The following is a 13,927-nucleotide window of genomic DNA, read 5'->3' as shown; positions in this document are numbered from 1 at the left end:
TTTCAATTTTAGTCCAGTAATCTTTTCAAATGCACTGTTTGCGTTGAGAAAACGGTAGTCTACTGGTCTTCCTTTACTATCTATGATAATCTCATGTAGCGCAAATCCTTCATACATATTTTCGAAAAGGTTTTTAAATTCATTTTTATTATATCTTACATTCTTATTTGCCATATTAACCTCATATTAATAAAAAAATTATGTTCAAATAAAACAAATGTTTTAAATGCTGCTTAGTAAAGATATTTGCTTATAATTTTTGAAGGAGAAATTAACCTTTTTCACAGGAACTTGCTGGAACAAGTCCATAATCAAAAAAAATTTTATCATAATAAATGAATTCATGCAACATAAATTACCAAATTTAGTTATATCCTTGTAAAATTATGTGAATTTCTAAAACAAAAATTAATATTAATTGTTACGGTTATAGAAGATACTTTAGTTAAAACTAAGGTTGTAATTCAAAGCTTTATACTGAAAAAAATAAATCACAACAGCTTGATATCTTTAGGTGCTTCAAATTAACGATTTCTTGAATCTTTGATTTCTGAAAATGGGAAAACTCAAACAAATAATTTATATATTGTAATTTATAGAAATACAATATATACTTATGTGTACATAATATTTAAGGAGGTAGCAACAGTTGCAAATAAGCATAACAAATCATGATGTTAACATTTTGTACTGCTATACGATATTCATTCAAACGACTTCTTGAGGAATAGCAATAGAAGATTTAAAATTTTAAGATGATAAAGATGTACAAAGTAAATTCGCAAGAATTAAGCATCAATTTATATATATAACATTATTAACAGTGCTAGAGAGTAAATGTAAAAAAGAAGGAATAGAAATCAAGAAAGTAAAGCCACAATTTACAAGCAAAATAGGACTATACAAATACTGTCACCAATATGGAATGGATGTACATAATGGTGCAGCAATGGTAATAGGAAGAAGAATTTAATGAAAAAATGAATGTTCAAAATAGTCGATTATAAATAATATTATAAAAGGAAAGGTAGGTGAAAAACCTGATTTGTGGATAAAAAACAGAAAACAGCTGCAATCTTGTTGAACTTAATTTAAAAATCAATTAAGGCTATGCGAAGTTTTAATACGAAAGTATTAATCTCAGTGGTTGGATTCTGTAATACCACCGTCTTATAGATTAAATAAGATGAAAAAACATAATGTTATGAAATATTATGTTTTTAAAAATCAGGATGTATATGCGAATAGTAATTATCGGAGCAGTTGCTGCAGGAACATCGGCAGCCGCAGAAATAAGGAGACGAAATAAAGAAGCTCAAATTGTTATCTACGAGAAAGACAATTATATTTCTTATTCAGGATGCGGAATGCCTTATTATATCAGCAATGAATTTAGTGATTTCAATGAATTGGTACCAAGAAATCCAAGATTTTTCAAAGAAAAATACGATGCAGATATTCTTATAGGCCATGAAGTTTTGTCAATTCAACCTGATAAAAATGCATTGACAATAAAAAATATTGTTACTGGTGAGATTTTTCAGGATACTTATGACTATATGATTATATCAACAGGGGCTTCAAGTGAAAAGCCACCAATAAAAGGATCTGATAAAGAAAATGTTTTTCTTCTTAGAACCATTGAACACATGAACGCAATAAAATCATATATAGAACACAATAAGCCTAAGACAGCAGCAATAATTGGAACAGGACTAGTCGGACTGGAAATGTGTGAAAGCTTTACAAGGCTTGGAATTGAAACAACTCTTATCGCAAGATCATCTATTGCAAAGAGTATGGATAACGATATGACAATCTATATAGAAAATAACCTTAAGAAAAATGGAGTTAAGGTTCTTACTAATACGCCAACTAAGGAAATAAATGATTCAGGTGTTGTTTTGAATGACGGCAGTATCATTGATGCAGACATAGTACTGCTTGCGACAGGTGTCCATCCTAATGTTGAACTGGCAGAAAAAGCTGGCATTGAAATAGGAGCTACAGGCTCTATTAAAGTTGACAGAAAAATGAAAACAAATATAGATAACATATACAGCTGCGGGGACTGTTCAGAACAATTCAATATCATAACCGGGAAACCTGTATATCGTCCAATGGGTTCCACTGCAAATAAAACTGGCATAATAGCAGGAAACAACATAACCGGAGGAAATGATGAATTCAGAGGAATTCTGGAAACATTGATATTCAGGGTTTTTGATATGACTGCAGCACAAACAGGTTTGACAGAAAAGGAAGCAAAACGGATGGGATATGATGTAGTTGTATCTACAGATTCAAAATCCGACAAACCGGAATACATGGGTGGCAAAAAAATGGTCATAAAAACAATCGCAGAAAAGAATAGTGGCAGACTGCTTGGGGCACAAATAATTGGATATGAAGGTGTTGATAAAAGAATTGATGTTTTTGTAACCGCAATTACACTAAAAGCAACAGCAGAAGATCTTATATATCTTGACTTAGCCTACGCTCCTCCATATTCAATTCCAAAAGATCCATTGTTTTTTACCGGAATTAAATTAAGAAAAGCATTAAAATAATTGAAATAAATAAGAAATGCAACACGTAAAAAATTTCATAAAAAAATCGGGAATATTATTCCCGATTTTTTTCGCTCTATTTAATATTAATTATATTAAAGTTACGTTAGATGCTTGGTCGCCTTTGTTGCCTTGAGTAATTTCAAAGCTAACTTTCTGACCTTCTTCTAATGATTTGAATCCGTTTCCTTGAATAGAAGAAAAATGAACGAATACGTCTTTTCCATTATCTGCTGTTATAAATCCAAATCCTTTTTCTGCGTTAAACCACTTTACTGTACCTTTATTCATGAGGTACCTCCTAATTTTTATTTATATTCCATAGTAAGTAAAAAAAATTCACACATTTTTACAAATCATATATACACTTAACATATATATAATCTCTAAAAACATGTGAAATCTATAGATACATCTGTAATACTTATTTAATATAGCACACATATCTTTTCTTGTCAATCACTATTTATTAATTTTTTAATTTAAAAATTGCAACACTAAATAAGGTTATGCAGCTAGGCTGTAAAAGTGAAACCAAGGAAATAATGTATCAACTATATATAAAAAATTTTTCCTGTTGACTGCATCAAATGTTCAAATGTTATCTGCCAAAATATGCCTATAGAAGCTACAGACGTTCCAACTCCTATCTCTATCATTAAATTTTGCACAGGAAAAGATAGTGATACTGCAGTAAGTGCATTTTCACTTATCCTAGCAACAAATATGCTGTCCACTACATTATAAAATGCTTGTATAAGCATAGATATCATTATTGGTATTGACATATTTATTAATAATTTTTTAATGGGCATTACACCCATCTTGTTTTCTTTTAATTGTTTCATTTGTTTCTCCATTACATATAATTTTTCACAAAAATAAAGCTGCAGGAACAGCTTCAAATTTCCTGCACTTTAAATAATTAGATTTTTCAATTTCGTCTCATAATGACAACTTCTCATTCTAACATTTTCTACATTTATTTACAACAACAAATATCCATGCGAATAAGTTTTGAATTTTCTAACGACACATTTATTTTAAGCTCCGAAGAAATTTCCTCAAACAAAATTAAATCACCCTTAGAAATATTAAAAATTTCATTATCTGATATTTTAAATGAAGCATAACCTAGACCACAAAAAAATGCAAGCCAATTATATTTTTTATTGCACGTTTCACACAAATCATTAATTGTTATTATTCCGCTTTTATCAACAACTGACATCATTCCTTCACAATTTTTAGAAAGCATCATATTAAAATCAGTTACCTTTCCAATTGCAGAAGATTCCCATCCACCATCAAAAACATCTATTTCTTTATATGGTTCCATATCAATATTATAACGATTCTTATGAAACACCCTTGATTTACCTTCAAGCATAATCAAATAACGAGTAAAATTTTCAAGGTTACTATACTTAGCTTCACCATCACTATTTGAAGTTGCCATACTAAGCCTGAACATAAAATTTCTTGATACATAATCAGAATCAAGTGGGTAAATAAAGTATTGTTTACTCTCGCCGCCAGCCCATCTCGAAGTTGTTACTGCATCTTCTTTAATAACCGTAATATTCAAAGTAAATCTCCCCTTATTGTACTAATTCTCTTTTAATCCGTCCTCTAATATTTTTAGCATCAAATCCACGGGCGCTTTTTTTTCTGTCCAAATTTCAAAAGCTTCTGCGCCTTGATATAACAACATTGATAAACCAAATACTGTTTCACATCCGATTTCTTCTGCTTCTTGTAAAAGCTTGGTTTTCTTTGGATTGTAAACTACATCACAAACTGTTAATTTTTCATTAAGCAAATCTTTGTCTATTGGACTAAAATCAATATTAGGAAACATTCCTACATTCGTTGTATTAATTAAAATATCCGAATCATCTATTGCTGTTTTCATATCTTCGTGAAAAAATGGAACCGCCACACTGCATTCACCTACTTTTTCATTTATATCATTGGATAAAGCTAATGCTTTTTCATATGTTCTGTTACATATATATATTTTATCAGCTTTGTCTAATGCCAAAGTCATGCTTACGGCTCTTGAAGCTCCTCCGCTTCCCAGTACAAATACTTTTTTACCTTCTATTTTCGTTCCCGTATTTTGTTTATATGATTTTAAAAATCCGATTCCGTCAGTGTTATATCCTTTTAATACCCCGTTTTTTATGGATACAGTATTGACCGCACCAATGCATTTTGCATATTCATCTATTTCATCAAGGTATTTTATAATATCTATTTTATATGGTATTGTAACATTAAAGCCATCAAAATTCATTTTTGAAATACCTTTGACCACAGTCTCTAAATTTTCTGGAGATACTTCAATTGGAATGTATATTTTATTCAACAAATACCTTTCAAATGCTGCATTTTGCATTAATGGCGAAAACGAATGTCCTAAAGGATATCCTATAAGTCCTATTAATTTAGTTTCAGTGTTAATTTTCAAAATTTACCTCCATAGAATAGTATCTTCAGTTTCATATTTCTACTTTTTATATTGTTCTTTGCCAATTTTACATAAATCATTTCCCTTATTGTCAATAATTAATCCCTCTAATTTATTATATTGTAATATAATCAACATCCTTATTCAATCAATTCTTATTATATACAATTAAATTTTTTGTTTGTTGCAAATAATCTATATTAATACTATAATTATATAAATAAATATTTATAAAGAGGATTAATAAATGACTGAAGACAACAAGAAAAAATTCATTGTTAATGTAGCTTTCATAGTAACCGTTTATGCAGTTTTATATTTTATTTTTGTCTATATGATTCATTGGGTTATGCCATTTATTATAGGATTTTTAATAGCCCTTGCACTCAGACCAATTACTAAACTTGTAAACAAATTAGTAAACAGCACAGGAAAAGGTGTTGCTGTATTCGTAGTTGCTATGTTTTATGCTACAGCAGCAACAATTATTTGGCTTCTTGTCACATTCATGTTTGCACAAATAACTGATTTAATCAATGTTATGCCAGATTTATATTTTAGCAGATTAGAGCCATTACTACTAGGATTTAGCGACTGGATTGTGGAAAATACAAAGACTATATCACCGGATGTAGCAAATACTATTTCTCAAGTTATTACAAACGGAATAAGTTACATTTCTGATATTATAAAAAACATATCAATTAATGTTGTTCAATTCGCAACCTTAATAATATCAAATTTCCCATTATATTTAATATCAATTATTTTCACAATTGTATTGTCCGTATTCATCAGTGTTGAATACAGCAATATTACAACATTCATAAAGCGTCAGCTACCGGACAAATTCAATTCTACATTTCAGGAAGCGCGAATTTTTTTAACCGGAACTTTGTGGAAAATGATTAAATCTTACATATTAATATTATTTATTACTTTCATTGAATTATTGACAGGATTGACAATTCTTGATGTAAATTACGCACTGCCAATTGCAGCAATAGTTGCTATACTTGACATAATGCCGATAGTAGGAACCGGCGGCGTAATAATTCCATGGGCAATTATTGAATTAATTCTAGAGAATTACAAGCTAGGCGGTGGATTGTTAATTTTATATGTTACGGTTACTGTTGTAAGAAACATTATTGAACCAAGGATTGTTGGTCATCAAATAGGTTTACATCCTATAATTACAATAACTGCAATGTATGCCGGACTCAGATTGTTTGGTTTTGTAGGTTTTATCATAGCTCCGGTGATAGCAATTTTAGTCAAATACTTGAATGATACCGGTAAAATACATTTATTCAAATAATAACACAGTCTCGTTCACCAATTTATTAGCTCGCTTTCGCGCACAATAAAAGGCAAGGTCATAAACCTTGCCTTATTTATATATCTATTTAATTAAATTATACCTTGTGCCATCATAGCATCTGCTACTTTTTTGAATCCTGCTAAGTTAGCTCCTGCTACCAAGTTATATCCCAATCCAGCTTCTTCTGCTGCAACAACAGAGTTGTTGTAAATATTTTTCATGATACCATGTAATTTAGCATCTACTTCTTCGAATGACCAAGAATATCTCATTGAGTTTTGGCTCATTTCCAATGCTGATGTAGCAACTCCGCCGGCATTAACTGCTTTAGAAGGAGCAACAACCATTCCAGAATCTTGAATAAATTTCAATGCATCATTTGTAGTAGGCATGTTAGCTACTTCTATATAATATTTAGATCCGCTTGCTACTATTTTCTTAGCTTCTTCCATGTTAATTTCGTTTTGAGTTGCACATGGCATGTAAACATCTGCTTTTACTGCCCATGGTTTTTGTTTAGGGAAGAATTCAACGCCAAATTTATCAGCGTAATCTTGAACTTTGTCTCTTCCTGATGATCTCATGTAAAGCATAAATTCTTCTTTTTCGCCTTTAACTCCGTTAGGATCGTAAATATATCCGTCTGGACCTGATATAGCAACAACTGTTCCGCCTAACTGATTAATTTTCTGAACAACTCCCCAAGCAACGTTACCAAAACCTGATACTACGAATGTCTTGCCTGCTACTTCTTCTCCGAAGTGGTTCAATACTTCCTGTGTATAATATACAGCGCCATAACCTGTTGCTTCTGTTCTTGCCAAGCTTCCGCCATAAGGTATGTGTTTACCTGTTAACACGCCATTTTCGAAAGCACCTTTTATTCTTCTGTACTGTCCATATAAGTATCCTACTTCTCTTCCGCCAACTCCTATATCTCCTGCCGGAACGTCAACATCTGGTCCTATGTGTCTATATAATTCAGTCATGAAGGCTTGACAGAATCTCATTACTTCAGCATCTGACTTTCCTCTTGGATCAAAGTCAGAACCACCTTTAGCTCCTCCTATCGGAAGACCTGTCAATGAGTCTTTGAATGTTTGTTCAAATGCTAAGAACTTCATTATTCCAGTATATACTGATGGATGGAATCTCAAGCCACCCTTATAAGGTCCTATAGCTCCGTTGAATTGAATTCTGTATCCTCTGTTAACTTGAACCTTTCCATTATCATCTACCCAAGATACTTTAAATGATATGCTTCTTTCTGGTTCAACTATTCTTTCTAATAATCCTGCTGCTTCGTATTCCGGATGTTTTTCAATCATTGGTTCAATACTGTATAAAACTTCTTCAACAGTTTGAATAAACTCAGGTTCATTAGAATCTCTCTTCTTAACTTGATCAATTACTCTTTCAATATATGCATTCATTTGCAAAACCTCCATGAAATAATTTATGTATTTCCTTTTTCATTATATCAAAAAGTATTCACAATACAATCAGTTTTATATTAACTATTTGTAATTTTAGTTTTTTTTAACAATCATGTTTGCCAAGTAACGAGTTTTATTAATTATCTATTTATAATTTTAATTATTTATTAATAATATATTAATTAATCGTAATATTTTATTTTTAAAAAAAGATTCCATCACATAAAGATAGAATCTCGGCTTCTTAACTTTTATTCGTTTTCATTTTTCATTTTATTGTAGTAATAAGTCAAAGAAAACAAACTTTCATTCATGTGAACATTTTCTACATATACATCATCGGGCAATTTTAAATCTTTTGGAGCAAAATTCCATATAGCTTTTATACCATGTTTAGCAACTTGTTCAGCAACATGCTGGCTAACGCTCTTTGGTGTACATATAACAGCTATGTCTATTTTTACTTTCTTAAGAAATTCTTCTAAATCATCACAATCCATAATTACAGCATTTCTAACAGACATGCCTATAAGTTTTGGATTTTTATCAAACAAAGCTACAACTTCATAGTCAGCTTCATAAAAGCCTGTATAATTTGCAATTGCTTGACCGATATTTCCTGCCCCTATTATTATAATCCTATATTTCTTATTTAGTCCTAATATTTTAGAAATCTCATTTCTTAAATTTTCTACATCATATCCAAACCCTTGTTGCCCAAATCCTCCAAAATTGTTTAAATCCTGACGTATTTGCGAAGCTGAAAAACCAGTCATCTCGCTCAATTCTCTAGATGATGTTTTATTAACACCTGATTTATTTAATTCACCAAGATATCTGTAATATTTTGGCAGTCTTCTTATTACTGCAGGTGATATTTTATCGTGTCTATCCATAATTCGCCTCCTGCTTATATTTTAACAATCTTTTATTCCTTTTGCAACATTTTTTTTAATAAAAGCACACTTTTTTCACGATTTTTTATGAGTTTTTCATTATAATGCTTTCAACAACATTTGCCGCATCCTCAATTGCATCACAACACTTTTCAAGACGATCAAACGCAGCAGTCCATGTCAATATTTCTATAGCATTATCAGGTTTGATATGTAACCTTCTGACAGCCTCTGTATAAAGGTTATCACCATCTTCTTCAAGCTTATTAATATGAACAATTTTCTTGTGAATTTCCTTTGACTTACGGAAATTTTTAAATTCTTCGAAAGTTTCCTTTAATTCTTCGCACCCCTTAAGTATTAAATTAGAAAATCTAAGTGCTTCTTCTCTAATTTCTTTTACATTGTACATATACATATGAAGCAAAACATCTTCTATGCAATCCGTGATATCATCAATTTCACGTAAGAGTGATACTATATCTTCTCGCTCAATTGGTGTAATAAATTCTCGTGCAAGCCTTCTTGTAATTTCATGTCCTTCCAAATCAGCAGCATGCTCTAAGTTGTGCATATGTTTCATTTTTTCTTGTAAAGTATCAGCATTAAACTCTTTAAGAATTTCATCTAACATTTTTGCAGCATCACAACAATATTCTGATAATTTAACAAATCCATCAAAATAGTTAAATTCATTTTTACGCGTCATTTTTCACCTCTATAATATTAATTAAAAAATCATCATAAACATTTTAGCCATAAGATAACCTATTAACCCGCAACCCGGAAATGTCAGTACCCAAGTCATAACCATTTCGTTAACAAAGCCCCATTTGACAGATGAAAGTCTTTTTGCAGCACCTACACCCATTATGGCTGTGGTCTTTGTATGAGTTGTGCTTACAGGAATACCTGTCATTGATGAAATAAACAAACATGTTGCAGCTGCCATATCAGCTGAAAAGCCTTGATACTTTTCCAATTTGCACATATCCATACCAACTGATTTTATTATCTTATAGCCTCCTATTGATGTTCCCAAAGCCATAACAGCGGAGCATAGAAGCATCATCCAAACTGGAATTTCAAAACTGGTAACATTTGCTTGTCCATTGGCAAGAAATATTCCCAACATGAAAACTCCCATGAATTTCTGACCATCTTGGGCTCCATGCATAAATGCCATAGTTGCTCCGCTGGCAATTTGAGCCTTCTGAAAGAACGAATTTGTTTTTGTTCTGTTAAATCCATGAAAAATCAATTCTGTTAATTTTACAGTAATCCATCCCATAACAAAACCTAAAACAGTTGATAAAATTAGTCCATATATTACTTTAACCCATTCACTACCGTTAATTCCTGATAGACCGTCATGTAAAGAAATGGCAGCACCTGATATTCCTGCTATTAATGCATGGCTTTCGCTTGTTGGTATTCCAAACCACCAGGCTGCAGTTGACCATGCTACAATTGCAAATAACGCAGCACATAAAGCGACAAGAGCATCCTTTGAATTACCTCCAAAATCAACCATATTATATATTGTCATTGCAACATTAGCATTAATCATAGTCATAACAAAAACACCAAGAAAATTAAATACAGCAGCCATTAAAATAGCTGATCTTGCTGTTATAGAACGTGTTGAAACGCATGTGGCAATAGCATTTGGGGCATCTGTCCACCCATTCACCATTATTACTCCTAATGTTAATACTGTAGTAATTAATAGCATCGGATTAGATATAATTTGTGATAGAAAATTTGAAAATGGAACAGCGACCATATTATTCTCCTATTTAGAATTTTTACAAATTCGTTTTTATATACTTTTTAATTTTTGTTTACTTTGCCTTTACTTGTTTTTTACATACATTTTTAATATAACACAGTTTTTGTATTTTTTCTACTAATTTGTCAACAAAATGTAATTAATAGTATTGAATTGCTGCATTCATCTTTGATATGTTAAATTTATTTGTAACCCTTTAATATTGTTTTGAATATTATATTAACTAAGACTAAGAATCAATTTTGGAGGGTATTATGAAAAAAATTATTTCTTTACTTGTTGTTGTTCTACTTATTACATCTATGATGCTTGTAGGATGCGAACAAAAAACAACGGAAAAACAAGACGTTCGACTTGTTGAAGTAACACATTCGATTTTCTACGCGCCTCAGTATGTTGCAATTGAAAAAAGATTTTTTGACAAACAAAATTTAGCTATTGAACTTACCAATGGAGGCGGTGCCGATAAATGTATGGCTGCCTTAGTTAGCGGAGAAGCAGATGTTGCTTTCATGGGACCAGAAGCCAGCATATATGTTTATTTGCAAGGAAGAGAAGACCATGCAGTTAATTTCGCCCAGCTTACTCAAAGAGACGGATCTTTTATTGTTGGTAGAGAAAAAGATAATAACTTCACTATTGACAAATTAAAAGGTAAGACAATACTTGGAGGCAGAAAAGGCGGAATGCCCCTTATGGCATTGGAGTATGTTTTAAAACAAAACAACATGACCCCCGGTGTTGATCTTGAAGTGAGAACAGATGTGCAATTTGATATGATGGCAGGAGCATTTGCATCTGGAGAAGCAGACTACACTACATTGTTTGAACCATTGGCTTCTACATTTGAACAACAAGGTAACGGATATGTACTCGAATCTGTAGGAGAACTTGCAGGATATATACCATATACCTGCTACAGCTCTTTAGGAAGCTATATTGAAGAAAATCCAGAGATTGTTCAAGGATTTGCTAATGCTTTGTATGAAGGAATGTCTTGGGTTGAAGAACATACCGCAATGGAAGTTGCTGAAGCAATACTTCCTCAATTTGCAGATTCAGATGTAGAATTTATAGCTGAAATAGTTCAGACATACAAAGATTTGGACACTTGGAATCCTGATCTCGTACTAGGTGAAGACGGATATAACAGGCTTATTGATATTATGATAACTGCCGGTGAAATTGAAGAAGACGCTCCATATGAAGAAATACAAACTCCTGATTTTGCACTAAAAGCAAAGGAAAATTACAAAAAATAAACTTCAGCAAATGCTGAAGTTTTTTTTTTAATATTGATTGAATACCGGTGTAATATTGTCATCCTCAAAGTCAAGACCTGCTTCTTCAAAAGAAAGGCCTTCAATATTGTATTCAACATTTGCTACTTCTTCAAATTGCTCAAGACAAAGAACTACTATTGCATTCATATCTTCAAATTCTTCTTCAGACAGGTTAACTGCTTCAACGCCTAAATCAACAACAGCAGTATCTCCCTTAACGCTTACTCCTCTAAGATTAACGTTCATAGGAATTTTATTGCTAAGAGCTGTATCTTCAGGTGGTCCGTTGAATAATTTTTCTACAACTGTAACTGCAGGATTATCAATTTTGTTTGCTGAAAAAGTTATAGGAATATAATGTCCTGCAACTTCAGTATCAGGAGCTTTATAATAAACTGTATAATTAACTCCGCCGGCATTTCCGTATAGATTAATGTTTTCTCTTTCAAAAGCTGTATCTATACAATATCCTTTTGGCAAAGTTGCCAATGCCTGACCCTCAACTAATATTTCAACTTTATTAATGGTAGAAAATTCAGTCAATGTATATGTAATTGCTAAAATCATATTTTCTTCCTGTTCTATAGAAGCTGTATTTAAAACATTTTCGCTTAAGTCTACCCTGCACAAACCATCCTTGATTGACATTCCTCTTATTTCAGTTCCTTCCGGCAATACACCATGAAGTCCGGACTGAGCAATTTTTTGCTCTGTTTCACTGCCTGTAACCATACTTCTCAATGTTGCTTTTGCAATTCCTTCTTCCCATGGAATTGTAGTGTTTACAGGAACTACAAAACCATTTTCATCCTCATAATATGCCATAATTTCGGTCATTTTTATTTCTTCGGCATTTACTGTGACGGTTTCTATTGCATCTCCATCTGACTCATATAATTCTTCATCGCAAATACTGTCATCTACAATTTCAAAATCTGACAAATCTGTCACATCTGCTAAATCTTTATCATCTTCCCCCTTTAGACCAACCATCATATCTAAAGTGCTACATCCTGTTATACTTACTGCCATGCAAACAATCAATATTAGAGACATAATACTTTTATAAGACAATTTTATAACCTCCTCACGCCTTTATATATAGTATTATATTTGGCATGTACAGAAGATATGACTTTAATAAATAAAATAATAAAAATATAAAAATATAAACGGCTACAGCTTTCAACAAACCATAACAATTTTATATTTAACCAATATTTTTATACTTTTTTGCCCCAAATTTGCCCAGATATTTTTAGTAACATGCCAGGCAGTAATATAGTTAATAGAGTGGGCCGGTGGATCCTGAGCCTCCGGCATTTGTTTTGTAACACATCATCTGTACAAGCATACAATATATCAAAGCCACTCGTGAATAACGCTGGCTGGATAAAAAAGAGAAGAGGGCTAAACCGAATTGTATGGTTGCCCTCATTTTCTTTCCAAAAAATAAAAAAAGACCAGGCAATTAAGCCTGGTTACTTCACTATTCTATCTAACAAAGCAAATACTTCTCCGCGTGTCATAAAGTCATTATATCGTTCATCATTGATTCCAATGCCTTTTGATTGCAGACTCAGCTTATGCTTTTCTGCCCAATGCGGTTCTTTGGTGATCTCTTTGTAATACTCTTCAATTTCCTTAATGTACTTGTCCCAATGCAGCAGAGTATATGCCGGACAGTTCTTTCCACTCCAGTGCTTGTGTGGCACCACATTTTCAATCGGTATGTTGTATTCCTTAATTAGACAAGCAACGAATACCTTTGCTGTATTCTCTGAAATTTCGTCTTCTCCAATTTCCAGAGCAATACTTGATCTGTTGCCGGGTCCGTTATATCCATCCCCTGCATGCCAGCCGACTTCATTGAACAGCAACTCCTGGAATACTTTGTTGCCTATTATTGTGAGATGCCAGCTCTTATATCCATTATAGCTGTCAGCATACTCAGTAAGATTTTCAGCTGAAGCTCCTTTGGCTGCAGGATTATGAAGCGTTATGTATTGAGGTTTCATGACTAGCTGCGACCTGGCCAGTTTATTTGTTACTGGAATTAGATCCTGTGCAAATTTAATGCTTGGGAATTCAAATTTTGTTATTAATCCATTTTCTATTTTCATTCTCCATCACCACCTACAATCGCATCTCCG

General features: G+C 32.3%; 13 protein-coding genes and 1 pseudogene. 3 read left to right on the top strand and 11 right to left on the bottom strand.

Features of this window, described 5'->3' with window-relative positions; translation table 11 throughout:
* Nucleotides 1-174: PAS domain-containing protein (locus tag SA378_RS06200; protein ID WP_318525113.1), on the bottom strand; the 174-nt coding region annotated here is incomplete at its 3' end.
* Nucleotides 175-1,238: 1,064 nt separating this feature from the next.
* Here SA378_RS06200 and SA378_RS06195 point away from each other — a divergent pair.
* Entirely contained in the window at nt 1,239-2,570 is a 1,332-nt protein-coding gene (locus SA378_RS06195; RefSeq protein WP_318525112.1) for an FAD-dependent oxidoreductase, read from the top strand.
* A gap of 90 nt (nt 2,571-2,660) precedes the next feature.
* Here SA378_RS06195 and SA378_RS06190 read toward each other — a convergent pair whose 3' ends face one another.
* The 4 genes and pseudogenes from SA378_RS06190 to SA378_RS06175 all read right to left on the bottom strand — a co-directional run bounded on the left by SA378_RS06190 (nt 2,661) and on the right by SA378_RS06175 (nt 5,043).
* Nucleotides 2,661-2,861, bottom strand: a complete 201-nt coding sequence (locus tag SA378_RS06190; protein ID WP_318525111.1) for a cold-shock protein — start codon at nt 2,859-2,861, stop codon at nt 2,661-2,663.
* Between the two features lie 338 nt (nt 2,862-3,199).
* Nucleotides 3,200-3,418: pseudogene (locus tag SA378_RS06185) on the bottom strand (MATE family efflux transporter); the annotation flags it as partial.
* Nucleotides 3,419-3,552: 134 nt separating this feature from the next.
* A complete protein-coding gene (locus tag SA378_RS06180) occupies nt 3,553-4,158 on the bottom strand; it encodes a HutD family protein (protein ID WP_318525110.1) in 606 nt (201 codons plus the stop codon).
* Between the two features lie 21 nt (nt 4,159-4,179).
* Nucleotides 4,180-5,043: a shikimate dehydrogenase gene (locus SA378_RS06175; protein WP_318525109.1), complete on the bottom strand. Its 864-nt coding sequence runs from the start codon at nt 5,041-5,043 to the stop codon at nt 4,180-4,182.
* Nucleotides 5,044-5,290: 247 nt separating this feature from the next.
* Between SA378_RS06175 and ytvI the strand changes: the two genes are divergently transcribed.
* Nucleotides 5,291-6,364, top strand: a complete 1,074-nt coding sequence (ytvI, locus tag SA378_RS06170; protein ID WP_318525108.1) for a sporulation integral membrane protein YtvI — start codon at nt 5,291-5,293, stop codon at nt 6,362-6,364.
* Between the two features lie 92 nt (nt 6,365-6,456).
* Here the strand turns inward: ytvI and gdhA are convergent, their stop codons facing one another.
* From gdhA to SA378_RS06150, 4 genes are all read right to left on the bottom strand, one after another.
* Entirely contained in the window at nt 6,457-7,800 is a 1,344-nt protein-coding gene (gene gdhA / locus SA378_RS06165; protein ID WP_318525107.1) for an NADP-specific glutamate dehydrogenase, read from the bottom strand.
* A gap of 254 nt (nt 7,801-8,054) precedes the next feature.
* Nucleotides 8,055-8,699, bottom strand: coding sequence for a redox-sensing transcriptional repressor Rex (locus SA378_RS06160; RefSeq protein WP_318525106.1), 645 nt, complete (start codon nt 8,697-8,699; stop codon nt 8,055-8,057).
* An 85-nt stretch (nt 8,700-8,784) separates the two neighbouring features.
* On the bottom strand, nt 8,785-9,408 hold the full coding sequence (locus SA378_RS06155; RefSeq protein WP_318525105.1) for a DUF47 domain-containing protein: 624 nt from the start codon (nt 9,406-9,408) through the stop codon (nt 8,785-8,787).
* A gap of 21 nt (nt 9,409-9,429) precedes the next feature.
* On the bottom strand, nt 9,430-10,485 hold the full coding sequence (locus tag SA378_RS06150; protein ID WP_318525104.1) for an inorganic phosphate transporter: 1,056 nt from the start codon (nt 10,483-10,485) through the stop codon (nt 9,430-9,432).
* A 260-nt stretch (nt 10,486-10,745) separates the two neighbouring features.
* On the opposite strand from SA378_RS06150, the gene SA378_RS06145 reads away from it, so the two are divergent.
* The gene (locus tag SA378_RS06145; protein WP_318525103.1) at nt 10,746-11,753 is read left to right on the top strand and encodes an ABC transporter substrate-binding protein; all 1,008 of its coding nucleotides are present in this window, start codon (nt 10,746-10,748) and stop codon (nt 11,751-11,753) included.
* Nucleotides 11,754-11,780: 27 nt separating this feature from the next.
* Here SA378_RS06145 and SA378_RS06140 read toward each other — a convergent pair whose 3' ends face one another.
* Together SA378_RS06140 and SA378_RS06135 are read right to left on the bottom strand one after the other, a co-directional pair.
* On the bottom strand, nt 11,781-12,848 hold the full coding sequence (locus SA378_RS06140; protein ID WP_318525102.1) for a GerMN domain-containing protein: 1,068 nt from the start codon (nt 12,846-12,848) through the stop codon (nt 11,781-11,783).
* Nucleotides 12,849-13,255: 407 nt separating this feature from the next.
* The gene (locus SA378_RS06135) at nt 13,256-13,792 is read right to left on the bottom strand and encodes an N-acetylmuramoyl-L-alanine amidase family protein (protein ID WP_318525101.1); all 537 of its coding nucleotides are present in this window, start codon (nt 13,790-13,792) and stop codon (nt 13,256-13,258) included.
* Nucleotides 13,793-13,927: the final 135 nt, after the last annotated feature.

The sequence above is a fragment of the Sedimentibacter sp. genome (assembly GCF_033447055.1).
Classification (GTDB): domain Bacteria; phylum Bacillota; class Clostridia; order Tissierellales; family Sedimentibacteraceae; genus Sedimentibacter.
The sequence above is the reverse complement of the archived record's forward strand: the minus strand, read 5'-3'. Positions and strand labels throughout refer to the sequence as shown.

What these genes read in the sequence shown, in the direction of transcription:
- SA378_RS06190 (WP_318525111.1), bottom strand. Translation starts at nt 2,861, where the DNA reads ATGAATAAAGGTACAGTAAAGTGGTTTAACGCAGAAAAAGGATTTGGA.
- SA378_RS06135 (WP_318525101.1), bottom strand. Translation starts at nt 13,792, where the DNA reads ATGAAACCTCAATACATAACGCTTCATAATCCTGCAGCCAAAGGAGCT.
- SA378_RS06160 (WP_318525106.1), bottom strand. Translation starts at nt 8,699, where the DNA reads ATGGATAGACACGATAAAATATCACCTGCAGTAATAAGAAGACTGCCA.
- SA378_RS06155 (WP_318525105.1), bottom strand. Translation starts at nt 9,408, where the DNA reads ATGACGCGTAAAAATGAATTTAACTATTTTGATGGATTTGTTAAATTA.
- SA378_RS06195 (WP_318525112.1), top strand. Translation starts at nt 1,239, where the DNA reads ATGCGAATAGTAATTATCGGAGCAGTTGCTGCAGGAACATCGGCAGCC.
- gdhA (WP_318525107.1), bottom strand. Translation starts at nt 7,800, where the DNA reads ATGAATGCATATATTGAAAGAGTAATTGATCAAGTTAAGAAGAGAGAT.
- SA378_RS06145 (WP_318525103.1), top strand. Translation starts at nt 10,746, where the DNA reads ATGAAAAAAATTATTTCTTTACTTGTTGTTGTTCTACTTATTACATCT.
- ytvI (WP_318525108.1), top strand. Translation starts at nt 5,291, where the DNA reads ATGACTGAAGACAACAAGAAAAAATTCATTGTTAATGTAGCTTTCATA.
- SA378_RS06150 (WP_318525104.1), bottom strand. Translation starts at nt 10,485, where the DNA reads ATGGTCGCTGTTCCATTTTCAAATTTTCTATCACAAATTATATCTAAT.